The sequence below is a fragment of the Pseudomonas tructae genome (assembly GCF_004214895.1).
Taxonomy (GTDB): domain Bacteria; phylum Pseudomonadota; class Gammaproteobacteria; order Pseudomonadales; family Pseudomonadaceae; genus Aquipseudomonas; species Aquipseudomonas tructae.
Genome location: NZ_CP035952.1, coordinates 3859750 through 3886428, shown reverse-complemented (window position 1 = coordinate 3886428; position 26679 = coordinate 3859750). Strand labels below are relative to the sequence as shown.

The following is a 26679-nucleotide window of genomic DNA, read 5'->3' as shown; positions in this document are numbered from 1 at the left end:
CCCGCCACCGAGCGGGTTTATTTTTGCCTGGAGAAAGTGAATGCCCCCTTTGACCGAGCAGCAGTTGCTGCAGATCCTCCCCAACGCCCGCCCAGTCGCGGGCATTTTTTTGCCTGCACTGGGCCGGGCCATGGCGCGCTACAAGATCGACAGCCCGGTGCGCACAGCTGCGTTCCTGGCTCAGATCGGGCATGAGTCGGGCCAGCTGCGCAACCTGGTGGAGAACCTGAATTACAGTACCGAGGCCCTGCAGGCGAAGTTCAGCCGCGATCGCATCAGCGAGGTCGATGCCAAGGCCTACGGTCGTACCGCCGGGCGCCCAGCAAATCAACAGGCCATCGCCAACTGTATCTACGGTGGCGCGTGGGGCGCGAAGAGCCTCGGCAACAAGAAGCCCGGTGATGGTTGGTTGTACCGCGGCCGTGGCCTGATCCAGATTACCGGCCTGGCGAATCACATCCCGTGCGGCGCCGCCTTGGGCCTGGACCTGGTCCAACATCCCGAACTGCTCGAGCAGCCGGAGCACGCCGCGATGTCCGCCGCCTGGTGGTGGTCGACTCACGGCCTGAACGACCTGGCCGACGCCGGCCGCTTCCAGGACATCGGCAGCGTGATCAACACCGGCAAACCTGGCCGGGTGCCGCACGGCGCCGCTGAGCGAAAGGCGCTGCATGACCGTGCTTTGAAGGTGTTGGCGTGATCAGCGCGCGCACGATCGGTGCGGCAGTGTCGCTGGCGCTTATAGCCTGGGCATTCTGGGGCACCTACCAGCACGGCCGCTCGACCATGGAGGCCGAGTGGCAGGCGCGCTGGGCTGTCCGTGATGCAGGCGATCAGCAGGCTTGGGCGCTGGAAGAGTCCAAGGCGCGGAAAGAAGAGCAACGCCGCGCAGCGGCACAGGAAGAGGCGAGAGCGAATGCCCGGGAACAAGAACAGATTGCAGCTGCTGGCGCTGATGGTGCCGATGCTGCTGGTCAGCGGATGCGCGACGAAGCTGCCCGATATGCCGCCGTCGCGGGCAAGTGCGACGCAGATACCGCCGCTGCCGCCCGAAGCCAGGCAGCCACCCGCGCCGCCATGGTGCTCTCCGACCTGCTCTCACGGTCTGATGCTCGAGCGGGAGAGCTGGCGAAAGCGTATGACCGAGCCCGAATAGCTGGGCTGGCGTGCGAGGCGTCCTATACTGCGCTGGGTACGACTCGACCCTAGCCCTTAGGCGGCATTGCGCCCCAGGTGTCAGGGCAGCCCCCAATGTGTCGATTCTTCAGTTCGGTGTTTTCCACCAGGGCGTCGGACAGCTCCCAAGTCATGCGCTCGATCCTGGCATTCAGCTTGGTGATCTCGGCGGCCTGGTCCTGATGGATGGCGACCAGCTTCTCAATGTTCTCCCGGGCTCGCTCGAGCTCATACCGTAGCTGTTCACACTCGACCTCAACCAGGCGAGCGTGCTGGCGCAACATTTGAGCAGGCGTGGGCATGCCCAGCGCAAAACCGTCGTCTTCGATGATCAGGGTGCCATCCATCAGTACTGTTTGGATATGCAGCAATCGGGCTATGGCAATTTTTTCCCGTTCAGGGTGATGAGCTGTTGGGATTTCAGTAGCAGACACCGGAACGCCAGTACTGTGATGCTGATATTTTGACACCAAAAAAATAGCTACTAGCCTTTGACTTGCCTATCGACAAGTCAGGAGACGGTTTCTATGGAAGGAAATAAATATAAATATCGCGAAGAAAGCAATGGTATTCTGCATATGTACACAGCTCAAGAATCTCAAAAAAGAATTACTGAGTTGTTCAGAAAAAATGAAGCCACGAGGTATTCGGCATCGGATGTTGTTGGTGATAGTAATGCTGTAATGGGGACTTTTTCAGCGCTGGCAGGGGTTGTGGGCGCAAATCTTAATGGTGAGCCGGCAAGTCCCTCGGGAGAAAACACAGTATCGATTAATTTCAGTAATACATCGAGCTTCTCCGTCTATATGTACAGAATAAATACCAGCCACGTCGACATAAAACCACAAGATACGTTTTTCGCCCTAAATCCTGGCGATACAGGCGCTCTAACACTTACCTTCAAAGAAGATCTTGCTCAATTTCGAGAGCTAGAAGTTGGCTTCGCTCTGTTCAATGACATAGAAGAGAATCACTACTCACTAACGCTTAAAGGCAAAGTGCCGTACAGCTTTGATCAAAGAGAGTGCTGCTTCGAACCAACAATCTTAGAAGTGCTGCGCTATGAAAAAAACAACAGCTGCTACGACAAGTTCGTGATGAGGGGCGAGTTCGTTAGGTCGGCTCAAAATGCTAATACCCCACCTGTAGAGCTGAGGCTGGCAGAAATAAAGAACACCAGTGGTGATCGGAAATTCCATAACATAGCAATAGCCATTCTACCGTTTCTGTACAGGATAATTGTTTCTGGGAAAAACAATCAATTCGGGGCAAGTATTACAATCATGGATGGAGAGGCATAGTATGTCTAACTTGAAGGACTCAATGGGAGAAGCACCATCAGCCGTTTATTGTATTGAAGGCGATGATAAGCAAAGAGCTCTTGTAGCGCACCATCGGGCGTACTTGAAAACGCAACGAAGCAACCAAGAGAGAGGCATTGGGTTTGGGGGGTTTGATCTGGCTTCGCTGTTTTTGGGTATTGGCTCAAATTTACAAACTATATTCTCAACCATCAGAAGTAGGCGCGAGGAAGGAGAGCGGCAACAACTTAATCCACTAGTATTGAGGGTTAATAATTTCACTGGAAGTCCCTTAGTTATTGCTTCTATCTCTGGAGTGTATAGCCATAACCTTGAAAATCTTCTGATATCACCTTCTGGTCAAGGCTCTATTACGCTTAACTTTCCATTCACCAAGGCTAGTGGTGTGGTAGAGGGGGTCGCGCGTATGGCCGTGTGTACTGCAATAGATGATTGCTTTCTTAAGCTTGAACTCGGCATTAAGTCAAAATTGACTTTCGGCAAAAATCTAGAGAATGTTCAGGGTTACTTAGGGCTTGGAGAAGTCACCTTAATTGGTACTTCTGGAAGCCCGGTTTATACTGAGCTTAAAGGCTGGGATTCAAAAGGCATCAAGGTCTATGCGACCGAACCGATTGATGGGTCCCCAAGAGCGCCTGGTAGAATTCCTATCGGTCCAGGCTTCCCCAGACCTAAAAGTCTAACCATTGTTACTTCTGCCTCCTGCGACTTTGGTGGCTCGGTAACAATAAGTTTCTATAACTCTTATCTCGATGAAGTGTGGCCTTGGCCAAGCTCTGTAAAATAGAGGACTAAAGTCTTGATGAGACTGCGCGGGACAGGTTGACCGGCAATTTGCGCTGTACGTGTCGAGACGCCAGAACAGATGTCGTGCCGCGGGCCATTGGTGGGTGTCCCGTCTCGGACGGAGCCGGCCTGCGCAAGACCGACAGTCTCGAGGTGAAGGTGCTGACGTTGCTGGCTGAGCGCAGGCAGCGAATTGGTTATGAAAAGCAATTGCTAGCCTCAAATGAGGCCTGCTTTTAAGTAGCTCGCTAAAAATGAAACTGCGGCTCGACTGGTTCGATATCGAATTCAATCAAGGCAAGAGCCGAATTCAAGAATGCACATGCATATTGAAAGAGGGGCTTGGAACCAAGTCTGTCGAGTATGTGCTTGAGAATCAAAGGATCGTTGCCATTCTCAAATTCCATTCCTGCATCTCTAAGAGTATCGCCCATTACTATAAGTAGATCCTCATTTTCGTCCAGAATCAATTGAATACGGTCTCGAACTGATGGGGTTTCGAATGTCAGCTCACTCGCGATATGCGCGAAATCGTTTCTCAATTTTCGACAGCGGTTCAGGGACTTTAGGAGGTTCGGGGCAACGAGTCCCAGTCTTTCGGCGAGCATTATTTTTGTGCCAAAGTCCCCTATCGGCTTTCCTGGATTCAGCAGGTCGTCCGTTTTCCCTGCTGGCCTCATGTATTTAGTAAGAACTTTAGTTAGAGACTCGTCTAGCCAGGCAGTTGCTAAAACAATTGTCCCTCTATCGGACTCATTGATAAGTGATTCTGCAACTAATTTGAACGCATTGGCCATCAAAGCACTTCTGGTGATATCTCTTTCGGACGCGGAAGGCATTTTTTCACCTCAATGTTTAAGGTATAAAGAAATTTAGTATACACCGCCTGTGCCACCCTTCAGGCTGACCAGGCACGAGATGCCATAAACTGTTAGCGGCTCTATAATAGCTTGCCATATCTTGAGCCAGTAATAGCGAACGTGCGAATTCCAACAGCGGGCATTCGGCAATGAGGGGCACCCAGAAGCCGGCCTGATTAGCAGCTGATCGGTAATTACCCGGCCCCGGCAAATCCATAGAATGCTGTTTTTTTGTACAGTGGTGACCAGCATGCGCTTCCTCATCCTGCGCCGGCGAAAGCTGGGCGTTGCCATTCCGGCTGATCAGCTGCGGAAGATGCAGCCGCTGGCCGACGACATCCAGATCAGCGAGTGCCATAGCGACAGCTTGGGGTGTTCGACAATCAGCGCCTGAATCTTCAGTTCAGGGCCAGGCCCTGACGCTTTCCCGCGGCTGCTCGACGTGAAGATCACCGGCATGGCCCAGGTCGGAATGAACCTGACCGGGATCGAAGAAGTGGATGGCGCTTTCTACGCGCAGTCGTGGTGATGCAGGGCGGTAGGCCAGTATGGCAACTGACCTTCCGCAGGCCTGGGTGGTCGAACTGGATGATCAGGTCGTTGAAGACCCGGATGGCCGCGCGGCAGTGCTCAGCGAGATGGCCTATGCCGCGCACTGGCAGCAGGAAATCGACGAAGGCTACCTGCTGGACATACTGGAGTTGGCTGAGTCGGTCAGGGTGTGGTCTTTTCTTGAAATTGGAGCGTCTCACCTGACGTAACTGATGGGATGCTCTATCCCTTTCTGTCTGTATTCGCTAAAACGAACTTACGTTTCCAGGCCCTGGGGAGTGACGATCATGAAGGACCAGCAGATCCCGCCGCGTATTTTGAGATGGCGGTTGGCCCCGAGTTATCTGGGGATGTGTAAAGCTGAGTTCAACAAAACCGTACGGCCTTTCGTAAAGGAGTTCCCGATCGGTGCTCAAGGTGTGGGTTTCGATAGGTATGAGCTCGATGAGTGGGCTGACAGTTACATAGCTGAAAATGCTATCGACAAGGGGGTTGGCCGCACTGGCTTGTCAGCAAGTGCGCGTAAGCGAGCCGAAGAGAAACGAGCCGAGCAGTCCAGGTCTGAATTCCAGAAGGCGTTAGAGCTTGTGAAACGCAGGAGGTGAGCTCAGGAGAAAAGAGTCCCTTTTGCTAGCTCAGTACGATGCCCTAGCAGTAATTCCGCTGGACAAGGTCTGCGCGGACTACTTTCCCCATCTAAGTCCTGAGAAATGAAGCTGAAAATTGCTCGGGGCGAGATACGGCTACCGCTCATTGCGATGGAGCGAAGGCAGAAGTCAGCTCACGGTGTGTATGTGGCTGATCTGGCCGAACACATTGATTCGCGTCGAGCGGAAGCTCTAAAAGGGATATGAGGAAGGTCGCCGCGGGGCCTTTTACATTCGTGCAGCGAAGCGCGGGGCGTGATCATGATGATTCCCGCAGCGACCGGAATCATAATAACCCTGGATTTACAGGGAGTTCTTGTTGACTGACGAAGCGCCATCCACGACGGATGTCATCCATTCCGAAATGCTCGACTGAAGCCAGGCAACGGAATGCGGCCCCAAGTGAACCTGTTGTGGGAAGGTACCTTCGCGCATTCGGGTGTATATGGTGTTCCTTCCCAACCCCGTGACGGCTATAACTTCATTAAGCCGCATGAAGCGATCAGTCGCAGCTGAAATCATGCAGACCTCCGAATTACGATTGACTACTTGACCCTAGTAAGCGTGGGCGGTTGTTTCCGCTTGCGCCCAGGCTTCGATCGCTGCCCGCCGCTTTACTCCCATTCTTTGAGAAACAACCTAACAGATTCAAGCCGCCAACAGATCCGCTGTCCCTGTTTGAAGGACGGTGGCAGCCATGCCGCTCGGGTCTGCATGGCGCTCCGTATGGCGGATTCGGAACGGCCGAGTAGCTTGGCCAGTTCAGGTATGTGGATGATTTCAGGCTCCGTAGCCGGGCACCCCGCTGGCATGGCTACTGGCGGAAAAACTCAAATTCAGTGTGGTAGAGGATCAACTTAGCTGCAACCGCCGGGCTGTGCAAGGTAGACAGCCTCAGAGGTGACGGTACGGGGTTGCTGGCTGATCGGCGGCAGCGAATTGGATTCGAGCGGTTGCTGGAAACGGCGGTGTCATTTCTGTCTGAGCAGGGGGCCTCTGGTGGCAAGCTGTTTTTTATTTCAAACACATCAAGGCGCTGATTTTTTTGCAAAACCCCTTGCTAAGTTATTGATTAATTTAGCCTGAATCAGCATTTTTAGATGGGTTGTGCTTTGCCAGTTTTTTTATTGATATCAATCGGTTATGTGCTTACCAATTGCCACCTTGACATGGTGGGGGTCGTTGGTTCGAATCCAATTGTGCCTACCAAATCAAATCCGCCCCTGCTGGCGGTACACAAAAAGGCGATCCGCGAGGGTCGCCTTTTTTGTTTGCGGGCACTTTTGCCGGTAAAGCAAAGCTGCTGATTTTTTTATGAAATTTCGCTTTACGAAGGTTACATACCTGCGTATTATGCGCCCCACAGCAGGCACATAGCTCAGTTGGTTAGAGCACCACCTTGACATGGTGGGGGTCGTTGGTTCGAATCCAATTGTGCCTACCAAACAAATCCACACTGCTGTGTGGTACCAAAAAGGGCGATCCGCAAGGATCGCCCTTTTTGCATTGCGGATGTGGGAGCGGCGGTGCGACGATTCGACTTGCCCCGCGATAGCATTCTGTCAGTCACATTGCATCGCGGGGCAAGCCCGCTCCTACCAAGAATGCTAAAATCCGCCGCTTGCATTCAGGAGATAATACGCGTGCGCAAAGTGGCGGTGGTAATGGCGGTGCTGGCTCTGGCCGGTTGCGAAAACGAAGTCGAAGGCGTGCACCAGCAGGTGGCCGAACACCTGCAGAATCCCAAGACAGCCAAGTTCGCCAACGTGCGACTCGACCCGGATGGCATCATCTGTGGCCAGGTGCGTGGCAAAGATGATGCCGGCACATTCCAGCCCTACCGCAGCTACGCGGCCGTCAAGCAGCCCACGGGCGGCTTCGAAATTCTTGTTGCCGACAGCAGCACGATCCTGGAAATCCGCGAACTTTGCGGTGGCGCCGACCTGCAGCGCGCCGCCGATGCTGCGGCTGACAAACCTGCCCCTGAAGGCTGGGATGTGGAGATTGTCCAGGGCGCGAACATGGGCGCCCTCAGCGACATGACTGCGCGCCTGATCGAGAAGCAGATCCCGTCCTCGGTGGTCTACCGCAACGGCAAGCCGGTGGTGCTGCTCGGCCCTTATCCCGACAGGGCGCAAGCCGAGGCGCAACAAGCCGACGTCATGGCCCGCCTGGGCACCGATTCGATCGTTATCCAGCACGACGCCCCGCGCTAGTCAGCGCCTTCGGCTACCTCGTACACTGGCGGCTCATACGCAAGGAGAGCCGTCATGAGTGATTCATCCGCTGCCATTACCCTGCAACGCTGTACCGAACAGCATGTCGAGAGCCTGACTGTGCTGTACAACGACCCGCGGGTGGCGCGTCAGGTGCTGCAGATACTGGAGGTGGCCGATAACTGGATGGGCCTGCAGCGGGTCGAGCTGACGGTGTACACCGACAATCAACCGGCGCTGGCCTTGTACAAGCGCTTTGGTTTCACGGTTGAAGGTCAATTGATTGACTATGCTATGCGTGACGGTGAGTTGATCGATGTCTACAGCATGGCGCGTCTGCGACGGCGCCAACGCTGAGCGGGAGGGCCATATGTCGACGCTGGAGCGGGCCATTGCGGTGGCGGCAAGGGCGCATGAGGGGCAGCACGACAAGGGCGGGGCGGCGTACATACTGCACCCGTTGCGGGTGATGCTCCGGGTTTCGACGCCAGAGCAGCGCATCGTCGCGGTGCTGCATGATGTGCTCGAGGACTCGCCGCTGACCCTCTCCGACCTTGCCCGCGAAGGCTTCGCCCTGAAGATCCTGGCGGCAGTGCTGGCGCTGAGCCGGCGCGATGACGAAAGCTACCAGGACTTTGTCGTGCGCCTGGGCCATGACCCGCTGGCACGGGTGGTCAAGCTGGCCGACCTTGCCGACAACAGCGACCTGTCGCGTATCGCCATCCCGGGCCCGGCCGACCTTGCGCGCCTGGCCCGTTACCAGCAGGCCAGCGCCTACCTGCAGGCGCTGGCCTGAGCCTCAGCCGCAAGCGCTGAGGCTCACCGGGCCGACGAACTCATTGCCATGGCCCATCACGCAGGCGACCCGCTGGTTGCGCTGGCGCTCCCACGGCTGCGGCGGGTAGGTCTTGTTCCAGGCTTCGTACAGCTGGCGGTCCTGTTTGGACAGCTTGAGGTTGTACTGCTTGCTCATATAGAAGTAGGTGCGCGCGATCATCCCGCGGATGGACGGCCGCGGCATGACCTTCTTGGCCTTGAAGTCCACCTGGGTCAGGCATGAGCCATATTGCCCGCGCTGCTCGGGCAGCCAGCCGAAACTGAAGTTGCTGCGATCGCCGTTGACCTCGCCGATGCTCGGCACCAGGTTGTGCAGGTCGGCCTCGGCGCGCTGGTAGACCTTGTCATTGCGCGAGCAATTCTTGCGCCCGCCACTTTGCCAGCATTGGCGCTGGTGGCCGATCTGCCAGGCCGGAACAATATGCTCCCACTCGATGCGCGCGGCGCGGTTGGCATTCTTGCGCGGCACATAACCGCAGGCATCCAGGTCGACCTTGTTGCCGCTGTACTTGCAGCCGCAGTAAAACTCGGTGGACTGCGGCGCATACAGGCGCCAGGCGAGCTTCTTGGCTTCGCTGAAGGTGCGCGGTGCATCGGCGTGGGCGGTGGTGACACTGAACAACAGACAAGCTACTGCAAAAACCGGAAATCTCATGCGCTTTCAATCTTCCTTCGGCACTACCCAGAAAATCTGCACGCCGCCGTCATCGCGGTAGGCGAGGGTGACGTTGTCGTTCTCGGCGATTTCGTCGAGCAGGGTGGCCCAGTCTTCGGGTGTTTCATGCTCCAGGCGGAAGATCAGCGCGGCCCGGGCTTTTTGCGCAGTGGGGGAATTGATGATTTTCTGGATGCGGATGCCCAGCTGTTGGTAACTGCTGGCAGGGGCGGAAGGGGTGGCCACGAAGCGTTCCTTTTTTAGCTGTATGCGCATACAGTATTTTACTGTACGCAATTTCGCAACAGCTCGTCGGTGAAAGAGCGCATGTGACCGCAAACCGCGCGGTTTGCTGCGGCTTGTTTAAAGTTTTTTTTGCAAGGGTCAGGGAGGCAGGTTTGCCCGTCCTACAGGACGGGCAAGCGCTTGGGGGTAACTCGATCAGTATTCCCAGAAGATCCGCTGCAGCTCTTTGCTGTCCTGGGTCTTGGTCATGGCGACCATGGCCAGAATCCGGGCTTTTTGCGGGTTCAGGTCGTGGGCGACGACGAAGTCGTTCTTGTCGTCAGGCTGCTCGGCGTTACGCAGCACGAAGCCGCCGGCATTGACGTGGGACGAACGAATGATCTGCACGCCTTGCTTGCGCAGTTCCTGCAGGGTCGGTGCTACACGTGAAGAGACCGAGCCGTTGCCGGTACCGGCGTGGATGATTGCCTTGGCGCCGTTCTGTGCCAGGGCCTTGTAGGCGGTGTCGGTGACGTTGCCATAACCGTAGGCGATATCAACGGCAGGCAGGCTGCTGATTTTCTTGATGTCGAATTCCGAGTCCAAGGTGTGGCGCTTGGCCGGCAGGCGGAACCAGTAGGATTTGCCTTCCACGACCATGCCCAGCGGGCCCCATTGGCTCTTGAAGGCTTCGGTCTTGATGTTCACCGACTTGCTGACGTCACGGCCCGACTGGATCTCGTCGTTCATGGTGACCAGCACGCCTTTGCCACGCGAATCCTTGTTGCTGGCCACGGCTACGGCATTGTACAGGTTGAGCATGCCGTCAGCCGACATGGCGGTGCCTGGGCGCATGGAGCCGACTACCACGATTGGCTTGTCGGTCTTTTCTACCAGGTTGAGGAAGTAGGCGGTCTCTTCCAGGGTGTCGGTACCGTGGGTGATGACGATGCCGTCGACGTCCTTGCTGTCGGCCAGTTCCGCGACGCGCTTGCCCAGTTGCAGCAGGTTTTCGTTGCTGATGCTCTCGGAGGCGATCTGCAGCACTTGCTCGCCGCGCACATTGGCCAGGGTGGCCAGTTCCGGAACACCGGCGATCAGTTTGTCGATACCGACCTTGGCGGCCTGGTAGGTGGCGCTGTTGGCGGTGCTGGCGCCGGCGCCTGCGATGGTGCCGCCGGTGGCGAGGATCACCACGTTGGCCAGTTTCTGTTGGTTCTCGACTTCCTTGGCGTTGACGCCTGCGGGCATTAACAGCAGCAGGGCCAAAGCGCCCGGAACGAAGGAATTAAGTGCAGCTTTCATCGTTGATCTCTCTTCTGTCTGGAGTTCGCTGTGTAACGCGCTATAAGGAGCAGATTCCGTACCAGAACAGCCGTTCGTCGGTTTTCATCTTCAATCACTTGATTTTATTGGGTCTGAGCGGGCGGCTAAAGTGCTGCCAAGGAATCATCTGGTTCGGGATTCCGAATATTCAGTGTATAAGTGTTCGGTTTTCCGATGTTTTTGAGGATAATTCCTACACGCGCTACGCCAGCAAAACTGCTCGGGTCGAATTGACAAAACCGGGTGGCATTCGCATAGTGAGTCAACGCAAACGTTTGCGACCCGATAAAAATCATAAGATCCGGAGTAAACCCATGAAGCTGCCCTTTGCTGGTCGCCTGCTGGCGGTCGCCGTACTGTCCTCGCTGTCCCTCGCCGCACCCTTGTCTCAAGCCCTCGCCGATGAAACCAAGCCCAAAGTGGCGCTGGTGATGAAGTCGCTGGCCAACGAATTCTTCCTGACCATGGAAGACGGCGCCAAGGCCTATCAGAAAGACCACGCTGATGATTTCGAACTGGTGTCCAACGGCATCAAGGACGAGACCGATGCCGGTAACCAGATCCGCATCGTCGAGCAAATGATTGTCTCGGGGGTCAACGCCCTGGTCATTGCCCCGGCCGACTCCAAGGCCCTGGTGCCGGTGGTGAAGAAAGCCATGGACGCCGGCATCACCGTGATCAACATCGACAACCGCCTCGACCCTGAGGTGCTCAAGAGCAAGAACCTCAGCGTGCCGTTCGTAGGCCCCGACAACCGCAAGGGCGCGCGCCTGGTCGGTGAGTACCTGGCCAAGGAGAAGCTCAAGGCCGGTGACCAGGTCGGCATTATCGAAGGCGTCTCGACCACCACCAACGCCCAGCAGCGCACCGCAGGCTTCAAGGATGCGATGCAGGCGGCGCAGATCGAGGTGGTCTCGGTGCAGTCGGGCGACTGGGAGATTGCCAAGGGCAATGCCGTCGCCGCCTCCATGCTCAACGCCAACCCAGGGCTCAAGGCGCTGCTGGCCGGCAACGACAGCATGGCCCTGGGCGCGGTGTCGGCAGTGCGTGCCGCCGGCAAGGCCGGGCAGGTGCAGGTGGTCGGTTACGACAACATCAATGCCATCAAACCGATGCTCAAGGACGGCCGCGTGCTTGCCACCGCCGACCAGTACGCCGCCAAGCAGGCGGTGTTCGGCATCGAGGCGGCGCTGAAGATGCTCAAGGGCGAAAAGCCTGAAGTCGATGCCGACAACGTCATCCAGACGCCGGTCGAGCTGGTCACCCAAAAGTAGTCGCGTAGCGCGCCAGGAGAACAGGCAATGTCAGCGACTGCGGATGTCGTACTTTCAGTCAGCGCCATCGGCAAGACCTACGCCCAGCCGGTGCTGGGCGATGTCGACCTGAGCCTTTACCGGGGCGAGGTGCTGGCCCTGACCGGCGAAAACGGCGCGGGCAAGAGCACCCTGTCGAAGATCATCGGCGGCCTTGAAGCCGCCACCACCGGGCACATGCTCTACCAGGGCCAGGCCTATCAGCCTGGCAGCCGCGCCGCCGCCGAGCGCCTGGGCGTACGCATGGTCATGCAGGAGCTCAACCTGCTGCCGACGCTGACCGTGGCCGAGAACCTGTTTCTCGACAACTTGCCCGGGCGCGCCGGCTGGATCAACCGCAAGCGCCTGCGCCAATTGGCCCAGGCGGCCATGGCCCAGGTCGGCCTTGAAGCCATTGACCCGGATACCCCGGTCGGCGAGCTGGGCATCGGCCACCAGCAAATGGTCGAGATCGCCCGCAACCTGATTGGCGATTGCCATGTGCTGATCTTCGATGAGCCCACGGCGATGCTCACCGCCCGCGAGGTGGAGCTGCTGTTCACCCAGATCGAACGCCTGCAGCAGCGCGGCGTGGCCATCGTCTACATCTCCCACCGGCTCGAAGAGCTCAAGCGCATCGCCCAGCGCATCGCCGTGCTGCGCGACGGCAAGCTGGTGTGTGTCGAGCCGATGCAGCGTTACAACAGCGATCAACTGGTCAACCTGATGGTGGGTCGCGAGCTGGGCGAGCATATCGACCTGGGCGTACGCAACATTGGTGCGCCGATCCTCAAGGTCCACAAGCTCAGCCGTGGCGACAAGGTCAAACAGGTGTCGTTCGAGGTGCGCAGCGGCGAGATTTTCGGTATCTCCGGGCTGATCGGTGCCGGGCGCACAGAGCTGTTGCGGCTGATCTACGGCGCCGATAGCGCCGACAGCGGCAGCATGGAACTGGGCGATCCCTTGCTCCCGGTGCGGGTCGATTCGCCCGTGGACGCCGTGCGCCAGGGCATCGCCCTGATCACCGAGGACCGCAAGGGCGAAGGCCTGCTGCTGAGCCAGTCGATCAGCGCCAATATCGCCCTGGGCAACCTGCCGGCGATTTCCCGCGCCGGGGTGGTCAGCAGCGCTGCCGAGCGCGCACTGGCTGAACGGCAGATCGCCGCCATGCGCATCCGCAGCTCCAGCCCCGAGCAGGTGGTCGGCGAGCTGTCGGGCGGCAACCAGCAAAAAGTGGTGATCGGCCGTTGGCTGGAGCGCGATTGTGCAGTGTTGCTGTTCGATGAGCCCACCCGTGGCATCGACGTCGGCGCCAAGTTCGATATCTACGGTTTGATGGCCGAACTGGCGCGCCAGGGCAAGGCGTTGGTGGTGGTGTCCAGCGACCTGCGCGAGCTGATGCTGATTTGTGACCGCATCGGCGTGCTCAGTGCCGGCCGGCTGATCGAGACCTTCAAGCGCGACAACTGGACCCAGGATCAATTATTGGCCGCAGCCTTTGCCGGCTATCAGAAACGTGATGCGTTGCTGCATGAAGCGGCACCCAGGACTACCCCATGAAAACCACGCAACTGCACACCGCCGCCCCCAGCGCCAAGCGCAGCGGCAACTACTTTGGCCTGGGTACCTACCTGGGCCTGGCCGGCGCCTTGCTGGCGATGATCGTGCTGTTCTCGTTGCTGAGCAGCCACTTTCTGTCTTACGCCACCTTCAGCACCCTGGCCAACCAGATCCCCGACCTGATGGTGTTGGCGGTGGGCATGACCTTCGTCCTGATCATCGGCGGTATCGACCTGTCGGTGGGCTCGGTGCTGGCCCTGGCCGGTTCCGCCGTCAGCGTGGCGATGCTCGGCTGGGGCTGGAGCGTGATGCCCGCCGCCTTGCTCGGCATGGGCGTGGCGGCGCTGGCGGGCAGCATCACCGGCTCGATCACCGTGGCCTGGCGCATTCCCTCGTTCATCGTCTCCCTTGGCGTGCTGGAGATGGCCCGGGGCATGGCTTATCAGTTGACCGGTTCGCGCACCGCCTACATCGGCGATGCCTTTGCCTGGCTGTCCAACCCCTTGGCGTTCGGCGTCTCGCCGTCGTTCATCATTGCCTTGCTGGTGATCATCCTCGCCCAGATGGTGCTGACCCGTACGGTGTTCGGCCGCTACCTGATCGGCATCGGCACCAACGAAGAAGCGGTACGCCTGGCCGGCATCGACCCGCGCCCGTACAAGATCCTGGTGTTCGCGCTGATGGGCCTGCTCGCCGGGCTTGCCGCGCTGTTCCAGATTTCGCGCCTGGAAGCCGCCGACCCCAATGCCGGCTCCGGCCTCGAACTGCAGGTGATCGCCGCCGTGGTGATCGGCGGCACCAGCCTGATGGGTGGCCGCGGTTCGGTGATCAGTACCTTTTTCGGCGTGCTGATCATCTCGGTGCTGGCCGCAGGGCTGGCGCAGATCGGTGCTTCGGAGCCGACCAAACGCATCATCACCGGGGCGGTGATCGTCATCGCCGTGGTCCTCGACACTTACCGCAGCCGGCGCGCGCGCAGGCGGAACTGAAACAATGGCAACCATCAAAGATGTCGCGGCACTGGCGGGGATTTCCTACACCACCGTGTCCCATGTACTGAACAAGACCCGACCGGTCAGCGAGCCGGTGCGCCTGAAGGTCGAGGCGGCGATCGCCGAGCTCGACTACGTGCCCAGTGCCGTGGCTCGTTCGCTAAAAGCGCGCAGCACCGCGACCATCGGCCTGCTGGTGCCCAACAGCGTCAACCCGTACTTCGCCGAGCTGGCCCGGGGTATCGAGGACGGCTGCGAGCGCAATGGCTACTGCGTGATCCTCTGCAACTCCGACGACAACCCGCAAAAGCAGCGCAGCTACCTGCGCGTGCTGCTGGAGAAGCGCATCGACGGCCTGATCGTCGCCTCGGTCGGTGAAGACCACGACCTGCAGGGCAGCCTGGCCAGCGTGCGCACCCCCATGGTCATCGTCGATCGGGCGCTGGAAGGTGTGGAGGCGGACCTGGTACGCATCGACCATGAGCAGGGCGCATATCTTGCGACCCGCCATCTGCTCGAGCTGGGCCATCGCGACATTGCCTGCATCGGCGGCCCGGCCCACACCAGCGTGGCCCAGTTGCGTCTGGCCGGGTTTCATCGGGCGCTGGCCGAGGCCGGGGTCACGGCCCGTGACGCCTGGCTGCTGCACAGCGATTTCACCAGCCTGGGCGGATACGCGGCGGCGGCGCTGTTGCTGGAAGGCGAGCGGCCGACGGCGATTTTTGCCGGCAACGACATGATCGGCATCGGCGTGTTGCGCGCCGCCGCCGAGCGCAACATCTGCGTGCCCAGCGAGCTGTCGGTGATCGGCTTCGACGATATCCAGATCAGCCAGTACGTGTTCCCGGCCCTGACCACCGTCGGCCAGTCGATCCGCGAGCTGGGCGAGAGCGCCGCCGAGCTGTTGCTGCGGCGTATCGCCGAACCGCTGCGTGGGGCACCCGAGCAGCGCATCGTGGCGCCGAGCATCGTCCTGCGCGAGTCCACCGCGCCGCGCCCCGACCTTTTCAATGATTACCGCTGAGACGAGCCCGCACATGCAAGCCAATGTAGTAGTGGTAGGTAGCCTGAACATGGACCTGGTCACCCGCGCCGAGCGTCTGCCCCGTGGCGGTGAGACCCTGGTGGGTGAATCCTTTGCCACCGTGCCGGGGGGCAAGGGCGCCAACCAGGCGGTGGCCGCGGCGCGCCTGGGGGCGCAGGTGGCGATGGTCGGCTGCGTCGGTGACGACGCCTACGGCCAGCAATTGCGCCAGGCCCTGACGGACGAGCAAATCGACAACCAGGCCGTCAGCATTGCCGCCGGGGTGCCCACCGGCGTGGCGCTGATTGTGGTGGATGCGGCCAGCCAGAACGCCATCGTTATCATCGCCGGTGGCAATGGCCAGTTGCTGCCCGAGTCGGTGCAGTGTTTCGATGCCTTGCTGCAAGCGGCGCAGGTGATCATCTGTCAGCTGGAAGTGCCCATGGCCACCGTCGCCTACACCCTTGAGCGGGGCAGGGCGCTGGGCAAGACCGTGATCCTCAACCCGGCGCCGGCCAGCGGCCCGCTGCCGGCGCAGTGCTTTGCTAACATCGATTACCTGATCCCCAATGAAAGCGAAGCCGAGGCCTTGACCGGGTTGCCGGTCAATGATCTGGCCAGCGCCAAGGCTGCCGCCACTCATCTGCTGGGACTGGGCGTCGGCAAGGTGATCGTCACCCTCGGTGCCCAGGGCGCGGTGTTTGCCAATGGCCAGGGCTTCAGGCATTTCCCGGCGCCGCTGGTGAAAGCGGTGGACACCACGGCCGCGGGTGATACCTTTGTCGGCGGTTTCGCCGCGGCCCTGGCACGTGGCGAAGAGGAGGGCGCCGCCATCGCCTTCGGTCAACGTGCGGCGGCCCTGTCGGTCACCCGCGCCGGTGCGCAGCCTTCGATCCCGCACCTGGCCGAGGTGCAGCCATGAAGAAAACACCATTGCTCAACGTTGCCCTGTCGCGGCTGATCGCCTCCCTTGGCCATGGCGACATCCTGCTGATCGGCGATGCCGGTTTGCCGGTGCCGCCGGGGGTGGAACTGATCGACCTGGCACTGACCCCGGGTATCCCGGACTTCGCCAGTACCCTGCGGGTGGTGCTCAGTGAAATGCAGGTTGAAAGCCATGTGCTGGCGGATGAAATCTTCCAGCATCAGCCGCCGGGCCTGGCGGCGATCGAGCAACTGAGCGCTCAGGGTGAACTGGGCAGTCGCAGCCTGCTCAGCCATGAGCAGTTCAAGCAGCTGAGCCGCAGTGCCCGGGCCATCGTGCGCACTGGTGAGTGCCAGCCGTACAGCAATATCGCCCTGGTCGCCGGGGTAACCTTCTAGCGTTTTTTACCTGTTCATAAGGATGTGTCGTATGTTTTGTGCCAAACGTTTGCTCCAAGGAGTACTGCTGATGTCCGTGTTGTCAGCCGGCGCCCAGGCGGCGCCCATTGACCTGATCATCGATACCGACCCTGGCGCCGACGACGTGGTGGCGCTGTTCATGGCCATGGGCTCGCCGGACGAGCTGAAGATCCGCGCCATCACCACCGTGGCGGGCAACGTGCGCCTCGACAAGACCTCGCGCAATGCCCGCCTGGCGCGCGAATGGGCCGGGCGCGAAGACATCCCGGTGTATGCCGGCGCACCCCGGCCGCTCATGCGCACACCGATCTACGCCGCCAATATTCACGGCGAAGAAGGCTTGCCGGGCGTTACCGTCAGCGAGCCGAAAAAGGGCCTGGCCAAGGGCAATGCCGTCCAGTACCTGATCGACACCCTGAGCACTGCCAAGCCACACAGCATCACCGTCGCCATGCTTGGCCCGCAGACCAACCTGGCCCTGGCACTGGTGCAGAAGCCAGAGATCGTCAATGGCATCAAGGAGGTGGTGGTCATGGGCGGCGCTCATTTTAACGGCGGCAACATCACGCCGGTGGCCGAGTTCAACCTGTTCGCCGACCCCCAGGCAGCCGAAGTGGTGCTTAAAAGCGGCGTCAAACTGACCTACCTGCCACTGGACGTCACCCACAAAGTGCTGACCAGCGAGGCGCGGCTCAAGCAAATCGCCGACCTCAAGAATGCGGCGAGCAAGCGCGTGGTGGATATTCTCAATGCCTACGTCAAGGCCGACATGGTGCACTACGGTATCCCGGGTGGCCCGGTGCACGACACCACGGTGATCGCCTACCTGCTCAAGCCCGAGCTGTTCAAGGGGCGCCAGGTGTCGATGGTGGTCGACAGCCGCGAGGGCCCGACCTTTGGCCAGACCATTCCCGACTGGTATGGCAGCCTGAAGGCGCCGGCCAACGTCACCTGGATTACAGAGGGTGATGCCCAGGGCTTTTTCGATCTGCTCAGTACGCGCCTGAAACGTCTTCCATAACCTGCGGCTGGGTGTAGCGTTCAAAGACCTGGTCGAGGTAGTTGCGTGCCTCCTCCGGGCCCAGGTCTTTGACCAGCAGATCCAGGGCGATCAGCAGCAACTCCTCGGCACTGGCCGGGCTATAGGCGCTTTGGCCCTCGGCCCATTTGACCTTGATGTCGGCATCGATGGTGTGGCTTGTCATGAACATTCTCGAGTGAAACCTGCGCGCGCTGTGGGTTCAAATGCCGGGCCCTGGCGTTTGAAGGGGAGGCTGGCCTGCGCTCCGCCACTGCCTGCAGTAAATCATGCCGAGGGCCGGCATCGCACTGCGACTTAGGCATAAGCGCGACGGCGTGGCAAACTAACGGTGTTTTAGCTTGCCGGGACAGCGCAGTGCAGATCGATCTGAACAATCCACAGGACTTTACCCTTGAGCACGTTCGGGCCTTGCTCGAGGCTGGCAATGGCCACGTCCACAACCAGTTGCGGGTCAATCGTGCCGGCATCGCCTGGTTGTCCCAGGTCACTGGTGGGCGTGAGCTCGACGGCCTGTCCTTTCGTCTGGAAACCTGGGCTGCGGGCTCGGGTTGCGTCGGCCCGCAGGTGGCGGATGATCAGCGCTGGGTATTGCAGGTGTTCAACGCCCTGCGCAACAACTGGCCGAACCCGAGCAGCGATTACATCGACTTGTATTAGAGTTGTGCAAAATCCGGTCACGATTGCCTTGGGCCTTGAAGGCTCTGGCTCGGGCACAATGCTGCGGTTTTGCAACGAAAAACCAGCAGTGCTGTCACATAGGCAGCATTCAAGTATTTAAGGAGGATTCATGTTCCGCACGCGTGCATCATTGGTAAGCCTGTTGGCTGTCGCCGTATTGGCAGGTTGCAGCAGCACTGGCGGCTCTTCGTCGAAGGCCCCCGAGGCGGTGGCTGCCAATACCGATGGCCGCTGCCAGGCCAGCGGCGCCGAGTTCGCCGTCGGCAAGCCAGCCAGCCCCGAGCTGCTCGAGCAAGCGCGCAAGGCCAGTGGTTCGCAACTGGCCCGTGTGCTCAAGCCGCACGACGTCATGACCCTGGAATACCGCTCCGAGCGCCTGAACCTCAACGCCGATGAAAAGGGCGTGATCACCCGCGTCAACTGCGGCTGAGCCCGCTCCCACAGGCCCGAATCTCGGGCACAAAAAAACCCGCCACAAGGACGGGTTTTTTTATTCGGTCAGAGCTTACTCTGGACGAACTTGTGCAGCCTGCATGCCCTTCTGGCCTTTTTCGGCAACGAAGGAGACAGTCTGGCCTTCCTTCAGGCTTTTGAAACCGTCGGATTCGATAGCCTTGAAGTGAACGAACAGGTCGTCGCCGCCACCTTGTGGAGTGATGAAGCCGAAGCCTTTCTCATCGTTGAACCATTTTACGGTGCCGGTTTGGCGATTAGACATGGGTGTATCTCCAAGAAACATGATTTTCAGTAGTGCGGTGTTGCCGAGGCCAACAGGGTGCACGCTGACCATCATAGTATAATTATGGGCTTGTAGCCCCTTTTACCTTCGCAGAATGCTGATCTGGCGCAAATTAGCGATGGATAACGGGCCAAAGGCCCTATTTTTTCGGGCCGCAGACCGCTGCAATATTTTTTTGCGCACGCTCCATTACCGCAGCATCCACGCCATCCTCCAGGGTGTCCAGGTCTTTCATCTCTTTGTCGCTGAGGTTTTTCTGCAGCACCTCGCCTGCGCATTGGCAGTGCTGTTCGGCTTTATCCTTTGCCAGGCCTTGCTTCTGCGCCTGCGCTACGCAGGTCGTCTGGTAGTTGGCGGGCAGCTTGCCAGCATGGGCGCCCAATGGCAGCAGCAGGGCAGAGGCAGCCGCCAGGGCCAGAAGAGACTGAAGTCGCATATCCAAACACTCCTTGGGTCGAGTCTTACAAGAGTAGGCCGCTTCAAAAACTCTGAGCAGAAAAATTCCGCTCAAGTTCCCCGCAGTCGCCGCAATGCTTTGTGCTAGCATGTCTGGCTCGGGATGTTCGGCAGCTTTTCTGCCGCCCCGTGACCTTCGTTTGTTTTACTCCAGTCACTCTGGTTCGTTCCCTGGCAGGCCTTCGGGCTTCTGCCACTGTGAGGCAGGCTTTGCGCATGCAAAGGCAGGGGCGGATCGCGTACTGGCTCATCCCAACCCACGTGACCTTTGGTAGGGGTCACCACTAGGAGAGGAGGCGCCATGCCCATTATTACTCTTCCCGATGGCAGTCAACGTTCATTCGACAAGGCAGTTTCGGTTGCCGAAGTCGCCGCATCCATTGGTGCAGGCCTCGCCAAAGCCACCGTCGCCGGCAAGGTCGACGGCAAGCTGGTCGACGCTTGCGACCTGATCGAACACGATGCCCGCCTGCAAATCATCACGCCCAAGGACGAAGAGGGGCTGGAGATCATCCGTCACTCGTGCGCCCACCTGGTCGGCCACGCGGTCAAGCAGCTGTACCCCACCGCGAAAATGGTCATCGGTCCGGTCATCGACGAAGGCTTTTACTACGATATCGCCTACGAGCGTCCTTTCACGCCCGAAGACATGGCGGCCATCGAACAGCGCATGCAGCAGCTGATCGACACCGACTACGACGTCATCAAGAAGGTCACGCCGCGCGCCGAAGTGATCGAAGTGTTCAAGGCCCGCGGCGAAGACTACAAGCTGCGCCTGGTCGAGGACATGCCCGACGAACAGGCCATGGGCCTGTACTACCACGAAGAATACGTCGACATGTGCCGCGGCCCGCACGTGCCGAACACCCGTTTCCTCAAATCCTTCAAGCTGACCAAGCTGTCCGGCGCCTACTGGCGCGGCGACGCTAAAAACGAGCAGCTGCAGCGCGTCTACGGCACCGCCTGGGCCGACAAGAAGCAGCTGGCTGCTTATATTCAGCGCATCGAAGAAGCAGAAAAACGCGACCACCGTAAAATCGGCAAGCGCCTGGGCCTGTTCCACCTCCAGGAAGAAGCGCCGGGCATGGTGTTCTGGCACCCCAACGGCTGGACCCTGTACCAGGTGCTCGAGCAGTACATGCGCAAGGTGCAGCGCGACAACGGCTACCTGGAGATCAAGACCCCGCAGGTGGTTGACCGTTCGCTGTGGGAGAAGTCTGGCCACTGGGCCAACTACGCCGACAACATGTTCACCACCCAGTCGGAAAACCGCGACTACGCCATCAAGCCGATGAACTGCCCATGCCACGTGCAGGTGTTCAACCAGGGCCTGAAGAGCTACCGCGAGCTGCCGCTGCGTCTGGCCGAATTCGGTGCCTGCCACCGTAACGAGCCGTCGGGCGCCCTGCACGGCATCATGCGCGTGCGTGGCTTCACCCAGGACGACGCGCACATCTTCTGCACCGAAGAGCAGATGCAGTCCGAATCAGCCGCTTTCATCAAGCTGACCATGGATGTCTACCGCGACTTCGGCTTCAAAGACATCGAAATGAAGCTCTCGACCCGCCCTGAAAAGCGCGTCGGTTCCGATGAGCTGTGGGATCGCGCCGAAGCTGCACTGGCCGCCGCTCTCGACAGCGCTGGCCTGCCGTACGACCTGCAGCCGGGCGAAGGCGCCTTCTACGGGCCGAAGATCGAGTTCTCGCTCAAGGATTGCCTGGGCCGTGTCTGGCAGTGTGGTACCCTGCAGCTCGACTTCAACCTGCCGATCCGCCTGGGTGCAGAGTTCGTTTCCGAAGACAACGGCCGCAAGCATCCGGTGATGTTGCACCGGGCAATCCTCGGTTCGTTCGAGCGTTTCGTCGGAATTCTCATCGAGCACTACGAAGGTGCATTCCCGGCTTGGCTGGCGCCAACCCAGGCGGTGATCATGAATATCACCGACAAGCAGGCCGAATTCGCCCAGAATGTTGAAAAAATTCTCAACGAAAGCGGGTTCCGTGCCAAGTCCGACTTGAGAAATGAGAAAATCGGCTTTAAAATCCGCGAGCATACTTTGCTCAAGGTCCCTTACCTTTTGGTTATAGGTGATCGCGAAGTCGAAACGCAAACCGTCGCCGTACGTACCCGAGAAGGCGCAGACCTTGGCTCCATGCCGGTCGCCCAGTTCGCGGAGTTCCTTGCGCAGTCGGTTTCCCGGCGTGGTCGCCAAGAATCGGAGTAATTACTATTAAGCGTGAAATGAGAAACGATAAACGAACTGCACCGAAGGCCCCGATCAACGAGAATATCTCGGCACGCGAGGTTCGGTTAATTGGCGCTGACGGCGAGCAGATTGGCATCGTCTCGATTGATGAAGCGCTTCGTATCGCTGAAGAAGCGAAGCTGGACCTGGTAGAAATTTCTGCCGACGCAGTACCGCCTGTCTGCAAGGTCATGGACTACGGCAAGCACCTCTTCGAAAAGAAGAAGCAAGCCAACGAGGCCAAGAAGAACCAGAAGCAGGTCCAGATTAAAGAAATCAAGTTTCGTCCAGGGACGGAGGATGGGGATTACCAGGTAAAACTACGCAACCTGGTACGTTTCCTAAGTGATGGGGACAGGGCCAAGATTTCCTTGAGATTTCGCGGTCGTGAGATGGCCCACCAGGAGCTGGGTATGGAACTGCTGAAGCGGGTTGAAGTTGACCTCGCCGAATACGGTACCGTCGAACAGCATCCTAAGATGGAAGGACGCCAGCTGATCATGGTCATCGCACCCAAGAAAAAGAAATAACCACCAGGGCACGGCAGGCCTTGCGGTTATGTTTATCAACTGAATGCGGAGTATCCGAACATGCCAAAGATGAAAACCAAAAGCGGTGCAGCCAAGCGTTTCTTGAAAACGGCTAACGGCATCAAGCACAAACACGCTTTCAAAAGCCACATCCTGACCAAAATGTCGACCAAGCGTAAGCGTCAACTTCGTGGTAGCAGCCTGCTGCACCCGTCGGACGTGGCAAAAGTCGAGCGCATGCTGCGCATTCGTTAATTTTTGGTTAAAGATAGAGGAAGTTACTCATGGCTCGTGTAAAGCGTGGCGTCATCGCTCGTAAGCGTCACAAGAAAATTCTGAAACTGGCTAAAGGCTACTACGGTGCACGCTCGCGCGTATTCCGTGTTGCCAAGCAAGCGGTCATCAAGGCAGGCCAATACGCCTACCGCGACCGTCGTCAGAAAAAACGTCAGTTCCGCGCTCTGTGGATTGCTCGTATCAACGCCGGTGCGCGTATCAACGGTCTGTCCTACAGCCGCCTGATCGCTGGCCTGAAAAAAGCGTCGATCGAAATCGACCGCAAAGTTCTGGCCGATCTGGCAGTGAACGAAAAAGCGGCGTTTGCTGCGATTGTCGAGAAAGCTAAAGCCTCGCTGGCTTAAGTACCCCCGACAATCACCTGGCGTCATTTCCGGCGCCTGGTGTTAAACGTCTTAATAGGGGAAGAGCCTGCGCTCTTCCCCTATTTCGTATCTGGAGTCTGTACATGGAAAACCTGGACGCGCTCGTCTCCCAAGCCCTGGAGGCCGTGGAACGCGCTGAAGACATCAATGCCCTGGAACAGATCCGGGTGCACTTCCTTGGCAAGAAAGGCGAACTGACCCAGGTGATGAAGACCCTGGGCAATCTGCCTGCCGAAGAGCGGCCAAAAGTTGGCGCGCTGATCAACGACGCCAAGGAACGCGTCACCGAGGTCCTCAACGCGCGCAAGGCGGCGTTTGAAGAGGCCGAGCTCAGCGCCCGCCTGGCTGCCGAGTGCATTGATGTAACCCTGCCGGGCCGTGGCCAGACCTCCGGTGGTCTGCATCCGATCACCCGTACCCTGGAACGCATCGAGCAGTTCTTCACCCACATCGGCTACGGCATCGCCGAAGGCCCTGAGGTCGAAGACGACTACCACAACTTCGAAGCGCTCAACATTCCCGGCCACCACCCGGCCCGGGCAATGCACGACACCTTCTATTTCAATGCCAACATGCTGCTGCGTACCCACACCTCGCCGGTGCAGGTGCGGACCATGGAGTCCACTCAGCCGCCGATCCGCATTGTCTGCCCGGGCCGCGTCTACCGCTGCGACTCGGATATCACCCACTCGCCGATGTTCCATCAGGTCGAAGGCCTGTTGATCGATCGCGACATCAATTTCGCCGACCTCAAAGGCACCATCGAAGAATTCCTGCGGGTGTTCTTCGAAAAAGAGCTGGCGGTACGTTTCCGTCCATCGTTCTTCCCCTTCACCGAACCTTCGGCTGAAGTCGATATCCAGTGCGTGATGTGCAGCGGCAAAGGCTGCCGCGTGTGCAAGCAGACCGGCTGGCTGGAAGTCATGGGCTGCGGCATGGTTCACCCCAACGTGCTGCGCATGTCGGGCATCGACCCCGAAGAGTTCCAGGGCTTTGCCTTCGGCATGGGCGCCGAGCGCCTGGCCATGCTGCGTTACGGCGTCAACGATTTGCGCCTGTTCTTCGACAACGACTTGCGGTTCCTTGCGCAATTTCGCTAGGTCGCGCACCCGTAACGAATCTTTCAGGAGAGCAGGATGAAATTCAGTGAAAAGTGGCTGCGCGGTTGGGTCAACCCGCAGGTATCCCGTGACGATCTGGTCGCCCGTCTGTCGATGGCCGGCCTTGAGGTCGACAGCGTCACCCCGGCCGCTGGCCAGTTCAGCGGCATCGTCGTCGGCGAGGTGCTGAGCACCGAACAGCACCCCGATGCCGACAAACTGCGCGTGTGCCAGGTCAGCAGCGGCAGCGAGACCTTCCAGGTCGTGTGCGGCGCGCCCAACGTGCGCCCTGGCCTGAAAATCCCCTTCGCCATGATCGGCGCCGAACTGCCGGGCGACTTCAAGATCAAGAAGGCCAAGCTGCGTGGCGTTGAATCCAACGGCATGTTGTGCTCGGCAGCCGAGCTGCAGATCAGCGAAGAAAACGACGGCCTGCTGGAACTGGCAGCCGACGCCCCGGTTGGCGAAGACATTCGCGTGTACCTGGACCTGGACGACGCCAGCATCGAGATCGGCCTGACCCCGAACCGTGGCGACTGCCTGTCGGTGGCGGGTCTGGCCCGTGACGTCGGCGCGCTGTACGACGTGGCGGTCACCCGCCCGGTGGTGCCGGCCATTGCTGCCGTCCACGACGAAGTGCGCCCGGTTGAAGTGCTGGCCCCGGCGGCCTGCCCACGCTACCTGGGCCGCGTCATCCGTAACGTCGACCTGTCCAGGCCAACCCCGCTGTGGATGGTCGAGCGCCTGCGTCGCTCCGACGTGCGCAGCATCGACGCTGCCGTCGACATCACCAACTACGTGATGCTCGAACTGGGTCAGCCGATGCACGCCTTCGATCTTGCCGAAATCAACGGCGGCATCCGCGTGCGCATGGCCGAGGAGGGCGAGAAGCTGGTCCTGCTCGACGGCCAGGAAGTCACCCTGCGTCCCGACACCCTGGTGATCGCCGACCACACCCGCGCCCTGGCCATTGCCGGCGTGATGGGTGGCGAGCACAGCGGCGTTGCTGCTGGCACCCGCGACATCTTCCTGGAGAGCGCCTTCTTCGAGCCGATTTCCGTGGCTGGCAAGGCACGCTCCTACGGCCTGCACACCGATGCCTCGCACCGCTACGAGCGCGGCGTCGACTCGCAACTGGCCCGCGAAGCCATCGAGCGCGCCACCGGCCTGCTGCTGGACATCGTTGGCGGCGAAGCCGGCCCGGTCATCGACGTCACCAGCCAAGCGCACCTGCCCAAGGTTGAACCGGTCACCCTGCGTGCCGAGCGCCTGACCCAGATGCTGGGCATGGAAATGGCCAGTGCCGAAGTCGAGCAACTGCTCAACGGCCTGGGCCTGAAAACCACCGCTGGGGAAGGGCAGTGGCAGGTCGAAGTACCAAGCCATCGCTTCGACATCAGCCTGGAAGTCGACCTGATCGAAGAACTGGCCCGCCTGTACGGCTACAACCGCCTGCCGGTCCGTTACCCGCAAGCGCGCCTGGCCCCGCAGGGCAAGCCTGAAGCCCGTGGCGAACTGCCAGCCCTGCGCCGCCTGCTGGTGGCCCGTGGTTACCAGGAAGCCATCACCTTCAGCTTCATCGACCCGAAACTGTTCGAACTGTTCAGCCCGGGCGTCGAGCCGCTGCTGCTGGCCAACCCGATCTCCAACGACATGGCGGCCATGCGTGCCTCGCTGTGGCCGGGCCTGGTCAAGTCGCTGCAGCACAACCTCAACCGCCAGCAAGACCGCGTGCGCCTGTTCGAAAGCGGCCAGCGCTTCGTCGGCCAACTGGGCGACCTCAAGCAGCAGCCGATGCTCGCCGGTGTGGTGTGCGGCAGCCGCCTGCCAGAAGGTTGGGCCAACAGCCGTGACAGCATCGACTTCTTCGACGTGAAGGCCGATGTCGAAGCCGTACTGGGCTTCTCGGGTTCGCTTGCCGAGTTCAGCTTCGTCCCGGGCAAACACCCGGCGCTGCACCCGGGCCAGACCGCGCGCATCGAGCGCGACGGCCGCGAAGTCGGCTACCTGGGTGCCATCCACCCAGAGCTGGCCAAGACCCTGGGCCTGGACCGTCCGGTGTTCGTCTTCGAGCTGGTATTGGCCGAAGTGGCCGAAGGCCGCCTGCCGACCTTCAGCGAGCTGTCGAAATTCCCGGAAGTGCGTCGTGACCTGGCTTTGGTGGCAGGACGTGATGTTGCTTCGAGCTCGGTGCTTGAAGTAATTCGTGACAACGCAGGCGAATGGCTCACGGACCTCAGGCTGTTTGATGTTTATCAGGGTAAAGGCATTGATCCTGATAGAAAAAGCCTGGCCGTCGGCTTGACCTGGCAGCATCCATCGCGCACTCTTAATGATGAAGAGGTGAACACTGCAACCCAGAACATCCTCACCTCGCTCGAACAAAGGTTGAACACCACGTTAAGGAAATAGC

Annotated in this window: 36 protein-coding genes, 1 tRNA gene and 2 pseudogenes; 29 read left to right on the top strand and 10 right to left on the bottom strand. The window is 59.5% G+C overall.

Annotation, left to right across the window (positions count from 1 at the left end):
• Nucleotides 1-40: 40 nt before the first annotated feature.
• Both EXN22_RS17775 and EXN22_RS17770 read left to right on the top strand, forming a co-directional pair.
• Nucleotides 41-700 (top strand): glycoside hydrolase family 19 protein, encoded by a 660-nt coding sequence (locus EXN22_RS17775; protein ID WP_130265301.1) that lies wholly within the window; start codon nucleotides 41-43, stop codon nucleotides 698-700.
• Entirely contained in the window at nucleotides 697-1209 is a 513-nt protein-coding gene (locus EXN22_RS17770; protein ID WP_130265300.1) for a DUF2514 family protein, read from the top strand. Before EXN22_RS17775 ends, EXN22_RS17770 begins: the two co-directional genes overlap by 4 nt.
• Here EXN22_RS17770 and EXN22_RS17765 read toward each other — a convergent pair.
• The gene (locus EXN22_RS17765; RefSeq protein WP_130265299.1) at nucleotides 1206-1610 is read right to left on the bottom strand and encodes a hypothetical protein; all 405 of its coding nucleotides are present in this window, start codon (nucleotides 1608-1610) and stop codon (nucleotides 1206-1208) included. The genes EXN22_RS17770 and EXN22_RS17765 overlap by 4 nt on opposite strands.
• A gap of 93 nt (nucleotides 1611-1703) precedes the next feature.
• Between EXN22_RS17765 and EXN22_RS17760 the strand changes: the two genes are divergently transcribed.
• The 3 genes and pseudogenes from EXN22_RS17760 to EXN22_RS26430 all read left to right on the top strand — a co-directional run.
• Nucleotides 1704-2477 (top strand): hypothetical protein, encoded by a 774-nt coding sequence (locus EXN22_RS17760; RefSeq protein ID WP_130265298.1) that lies wholly within the window; start codon nucleotides 1704-1706, stop codon nucleotides 2475-2477.
• A 1-nt stretch (nucleotide 2478) separates the two neighbouring features.
• Nucleotides 2479-3285, top strand: a complete 807-nt coding sequence (locus EXN22_RS17755) for a hypothetical protein (protein WP_130265297.1) — start codon at nucleotides 2479-2481, stop codon at nucleotides 3283-3285.
• A 39-nt stretch (nucleotides 3286-3324) separates the two neighbouring features.
• Nucleotides 3325-3524 (top strand): annotated as a pseudogene (locus tag EXN22_RS26430) (hypothetical protein); the annotation flags it as partial.
• Nucleotides 3525-3532: 8 nt separating this feature from the next.
• On the opposite strand, the gene EXN22_RS17750 reads toward EXN22_RS26430, so the two are convergent.
• Nucleotides 3533-4081 (bottom strand): hypothetical protein, encoded by a 549-nt coding sequence (locus EXN22_RS17750; protein WP_130265296.1) that lies wholly within the window; start codon nucleotides 4079-4081, stop codon nucleotides 3533-3535.
• Nucleotides 4082-4394: 313 nt separating this feature from the next.
• On the opposite strand from EXN22_RS17750, the gene EXN22_RS26720 reads away from it, so the two are divergent.
• From EXN22_RS26720 to EXN22_RS26545, 5 genes are all read left to right on the top strand, one after another.
• Nucleotides 4395-4538, top strand: a complete 144-nt coding sequence (locus tag EXN22_RS26720; protein ID WP_407691933.1) for a hypothetical protein — start codon at nucleotides 4395-4397, stop codon at nucleotides 4536-4538.
• A gap of 154 nt (nucleotides 4539-4692) precedes the next feature.
• Nucleotides 4693-4905, top strand: a complete 213-nt coding sequence (locus tag EXN22_RS17740) for a hypothetical protein (protein WP_130265295.1) — start codon at nucleotides 4693-4695, stop codon at nucleotides 4903-4905.
• Between the two features lie 78 nt (nucleotides 4906-4983).
• Entirely contained in the window at nucleotides 4984-5301 is a 318-nt protein-coding gene (locus tag EXN22_RS17735) for a hypothetical protein (protein ID WP_130265294.1), read from the top strand.
• Nucleotides 5302-5323: 22 nt separating this feature from the next.
• Nucleotides 5324-5410, top strand: a complete 87-nt coding sequence (locus tag EXN22_RS26550) for a pyocin activator PrtN family protein (RefSeq protein WP_325053304.1) — start codon at nucleotides 5324-5326, stop codon at nucleotides 5408-5410.
• Complete coding sequence (locus EXN22_RS26545) at nucleotides 5407-5550, top strand: pyocin activator PrtN family protein (protein WP_325053293.1); 144 nt, start codon at nucleotides 5407-5409, stop codon at nucleotides 5548-5550. Before EXN22_RS26550 ends, EXN22_RS26545 begins: the two co-directional genes overlap by 4 nt.
• A 96-nt stretch (nucleotides 5551-5646) precedes the next feature.
• Here EXN22_RS26545 and EXN22_RS17725 read toward each other — a convergent pair whose 3' ends face one another.
• On the bottom strand, nucleotides 5647-5838 hold the full coding sequence (locus EXN22_RS17725; protein ID WP_325053303.1) for an AlpA family transcriptional regulator: 192 nt from the start codon (nucleotides 5836-5838) through the stop codon (nucleotides 5647-5649).
• A gap of 50 nt (nucleotides 5839-5888) precedes the next feature.
• Nucleotides 5889-6155, bottom strand: a pseudogene (locus EXN22_RS26540) (hypothetical protein).
• 555 nt (nucleotides 6156-6710) lie between these two features.
• Here EXN22_RS26540 and EXN22_RS17710 point away from each other — a divergent pair.
• From EXN22_RS17710 to EXN22_RS17695, 4 genes are all read left to right on the top strand, one after another.
• Nucleotides 6711-6787, top strand: a tRNA-Val gene (locus tag EXN22_RS17710).
• 199 nt (nucleotides 6788-6986) lie between these two features.
• The gene (locus EXN22_RS17705) at nucleotides 6987-7559 is read left to right on the top strand and encodes an SPOR domain-containing protein (protein ID WP_130265292.1); all 573 of its coding nucleotides are present in this window, start codon (nucleotides 6987-6989) and stop codon (nucleotides 7557-7559) included.
• A gap of 54 nt (nucleotides 7560-7613) precedes the next feature.
• Nucleotides 7614-7916 (top strand): GNAT family N-acetyltransferase, encoded by a 303-nt coding sequence (locus EXN22_RS17700; protein WP_130265291.1) that lies wholly within the window; start codon nucleotides 7614-7616, stop codon nucleotides 7914-7916.
• Between the two features lie 13 nt (nucleotides 7917-7929).
• Nucleotides 7930-8355: an HD domain-containing protein gene (locus EXN22_RS17695; RefSeq protein ID WP_130265290.1), complete on the top strand. Its 426-nt coding sequence runs from the start codon at nucleotides 7930-7932 to the stop codon at nucleotides 8353-8355.
• A 3-nt stretch (nucleotides 8356-8358) separates the two neighbouring features.
• Here the strand turns inward: EXN22_RS17695 and EXN22_RS17690 are convergent, their stop codons facing one another.
• From EXN22_RS17690 to EXN22_RS17680, 3 genes are all read right to left on the bottom strand, one after another.
• Nucleotides 8359-9051 carry an endonuclease gene (locus EXN22_RS17690; protein ID WP_130265289.1) on the bottom strand — a complete coding sequence of 231 codons (693 nt, stop codon included), beginning with the start codon at nucleotides 9049-9051 and terminating at the stop codon, nucleotides 8359-8361.
• A 6-nt stretch (nucleotides 9052-9057) separates the two neighbouring features.
• Entirely contained in the window at nucleotides 9058-9327 is a 270-nt protein-coding gene (locus tag EXN22_RS17685; protein WP_130265288.1) for a DUF1654 domain-containing protein, read from the bottom strand.
• A gap of 165 nt (nucleotides 9328-9492) precedes the next feature.
• A complete protein-coding gene (locus EXN22_RS17680; protein ID WP_130265287.1) occupies nucleotides 9493-10581 on the bottom strand; it encodes an asparaginase in 1089 nt (362 codons plus the stop codon).
• A 335-nt stretch (nucleotides 10582-10916) separates the two neighbouring features.
• Between EXN22_RS17680 and EXN22_RS17675 the strand changes: the two genes are divergently transcribed.
• The 7 genes from EXN22_RS17675 to EXN22_RS17645 are packed head-to-tail and all read left to right on the top strand — an operon-like array spanning nucleotide 10917 to nucleotide 17835.
• The gene (locus tag EXN22_RS17675) at nucleotides 10917-11876 is read left to right on the top strand and encodes a sugar ABC transporter substrate-binding protein (RefSeq protein ID WP_130265286.1); all 960 of its coding nucleotides are present in this window, start codon (nucleotides 10917-10919) and stop codon (nucleotides 11874-11876) included.
• A gap of 27 nt (nucleotides 11877-11903) precedes the next feature.
• Nucleotides 11904-13454 carry a sugar ABC transporter ATP-binding protein gene (locus EXN22_RS17670; protein WP_130265285.1) on the top strand — a complete coding sequence of 517 codons (1551 nt, stop codon included), beginning with the start codon at nucleotides 11904-11906 and terminating at the stop codon, nucleotides 13452-13454.
• Nucleotides 13451-14443, top strand: coding sequence for an ABC transporter permease (locus EXN22_RS17665; protein WP_130265284.1), 993 nt, complete (start codon nucleotides 13451-13453; stop codon nucleotides 14441-14443). The genes EXN22_RS17670 and EXN22_RS17665 overlap by 4 nt, the downstream gene beginning before the upstream one ends.
• Nucleotides 14444-14447: 4 nt before the next feature.
• Nucleotides 14448-15470 carry a LacI family DNA-binding transcriptional regulator gene (locus EXN22_RS17660; protein ID WP_130265283.1) on the top strand — a complete coding sequence of 341 codons (1023 nt, stop codon included), beginning with the start codon at nucleotides 14448-14450 and terminating at the stop codon, nucleotides 15468-15470.
• A 13-nt stretch (nucleotides 15471-15483) separates the two neighbouring features.
• Nucleotides 15484-16392, top strand: a complete 909-nt coding sequence (gene rbsK / locus EXN22_RS17655) for a ribokinase (RefSeq protein WP_130265282.1) — start codon at nucleotides 15484-15486, stop codon at nucleotides 16390-16392.
• Nucleotides 16389-16793 (top strand): D-ribose pyranase, encoded by a 405-nt coding sequence (gene rbsD / locus EXN22_RS17650; protein ID WP_130265281.1) that lies wholly within the window; start codon nucleotides 16389-16391, stop codon nucleotides 16791-16793. Before rbsK ends, rbsD begins: the two co-directional genes overlap by 4 nt.
• 31 nt (nucleotides 16794-16824) lie before the next feature.
• Nucleotides 16825-17835, top strand: coding sequence for a nucleoside hydrolase (locus tag EXN22_RS17645; RefSeq protein ID WP_177414031.1), 1011 nt, complete (start codon nucleotides 16825-16827; stop codon nucleotides 17833-17835).
• Here EXN22_RS17645 and EXN22_RS17640 read toward each other — a convergent pair.
• Nucleotides 17807-18019: a hypothetical protein gene (locus EXN22_RS17640; RefSeq protein WP_130265279.1), complete on the bottom strand. Its 213-nt coding sequence runs from the start codon at nucleotides 18017-18019 to the stop codon at nucleotides 17807-17809. The genes EXN22_RS17645 and EXN22_RS17640 overlap by 29 nt on opposite strands.
• Before the next feature lie 191 nt (nucleotides 18020-18210).
• Between EXN22_RS17640 and EXN22_RS17635 the strand changes: the two genes are divergently transcribed.
• The gene (locus EXN22_RS17635; RefSeq protein WP_130265278.1) at nucleotides 18211-18513 is read left to right on the top strand and encodes a hypothetical protein; all 303 of its coding nucleotides are present in this window, start codon (nucleotides 18211-18213) and stop codon (nucleotides 18511-18513) included.
• Between the two features lie 130 nt (nucleotides 18514-18643).
• Entirely contained in the window at nucleotides 18644-18964 is a 321-nt protein-coding gene (locus tag EXN22_RS17630) for an I78 family peptidase inhibitor (RefSeq protein ID WP_130265277.1), read from the top strand.
• 75 nt (nucleotides 18965-19039) lie between these two features.
• Here EXN22_RS17630 and EXN22_RS17625 read toward each other — a convergent pair whose 3' ends face one another.
• Entirely contained in the window at nucleotides 19040-19252 is a 213-nt protein-coding gene (locus EXN22_RS17625; RefSeq protein WP_003179963.1) for a cold-shock protein, read from the bottom strand.
• A 160-nt stretch (nucleotides 19253-19412) separates the two neighbouring features.
• Nucleotides 19413-19820 carry a hypothetical protein gene (locus EXN22_RS17620; protein ID WP_407691932.1) on the bottom strand — a complete coding sequence of 136 codons (408 nt, stop codon included), beginning with the start codon at nucleotides 19818-19820 and terminating at the stop codon, nucleotides 19413-19415.
• Nucleotides 19821-20030: 210 nt separating this feature from the next.
• Between EXN22_RS17620 and thrS the strand changes: the two genes are divergently transcribed.
• From thrS to pheT, 6 genes are all read left to right on the top strand, one after another.
• Nucleotides 20031-21953: a threonine--tRNA ligase gene (gene thrS / locus EXN22_RS17615; protein WP_130265276.1), complete on the top strand. Its 1923-nt coding sequence runs from the start codon at nucleotides 20031-20033 to the stop codon at nucleotides 21951-21953.
• Nucleotides 21953-22504, top strand: coding sequence for a translation initiation factor IF-3 (gene infC, locus EXN22_RS17610; protein ID WP_177414079.1), 552 nt, complete (start codon nucleotides 21953-21955; stop codon nucleotides 22502-22504). Before thrS ends, infC begins: the two co-directional genes overlap by 1 nt.
• 60 nt (nucleotides 22505-22564) lie before the next feature.
• Complete coding sequence (gene rpmI, locus EXN22_RS17605; RefSeq protein WP_130265274.1) at nucleotides 22565-22759, top strand: 50S ribosomal protein L35; 195 nt, start codon at nucleotides 22565-22567, stop codon at nucleotides 22757-22759.
• 29 nt (nucleotides 22760-22788) lie between these two features.
• Complete coding sequence (gene rplT / locus EXN22_RS17600) at nucleotides 22789-23145, top strand: 50S ribosomal protein L20 (protein WP_010222414.1); 357 nt, start codon at nucleotides 22789-22791, stop codon at nucleotides 23143-23145.
• Nucleotides 23146-23249: 104 nt separating this feature from the next.
• On the top strand, nucleotides 23250-24266 hold the full coding sequence (gene pheS / locus EXN22_RS17595; protein WP_130265273.1) for a phenylalanine--tRNA ligase subunit alpha: 1017 nt from the start codon (nucleotides 23250-23252) through the stop codon (nucleotides 24264-24266).
• A 36-nt stretch (nucleotides 24267-24302) separates the two neighbouring features.
• Nucleotides 24303-26678: a phenylalanine--tRNA ligase subunit beta gene (gene pheT / locus EXN22_RS17590; protein ID WP_130265272.1), complete on the top strand. Its 2376-nt coding sequence runs from the start codon at nucleotides 24303-24305 to the stop codon at nucleotides 26676-26678.
• Nucleotide 26679: the final 1 nt, after the last annotated feature.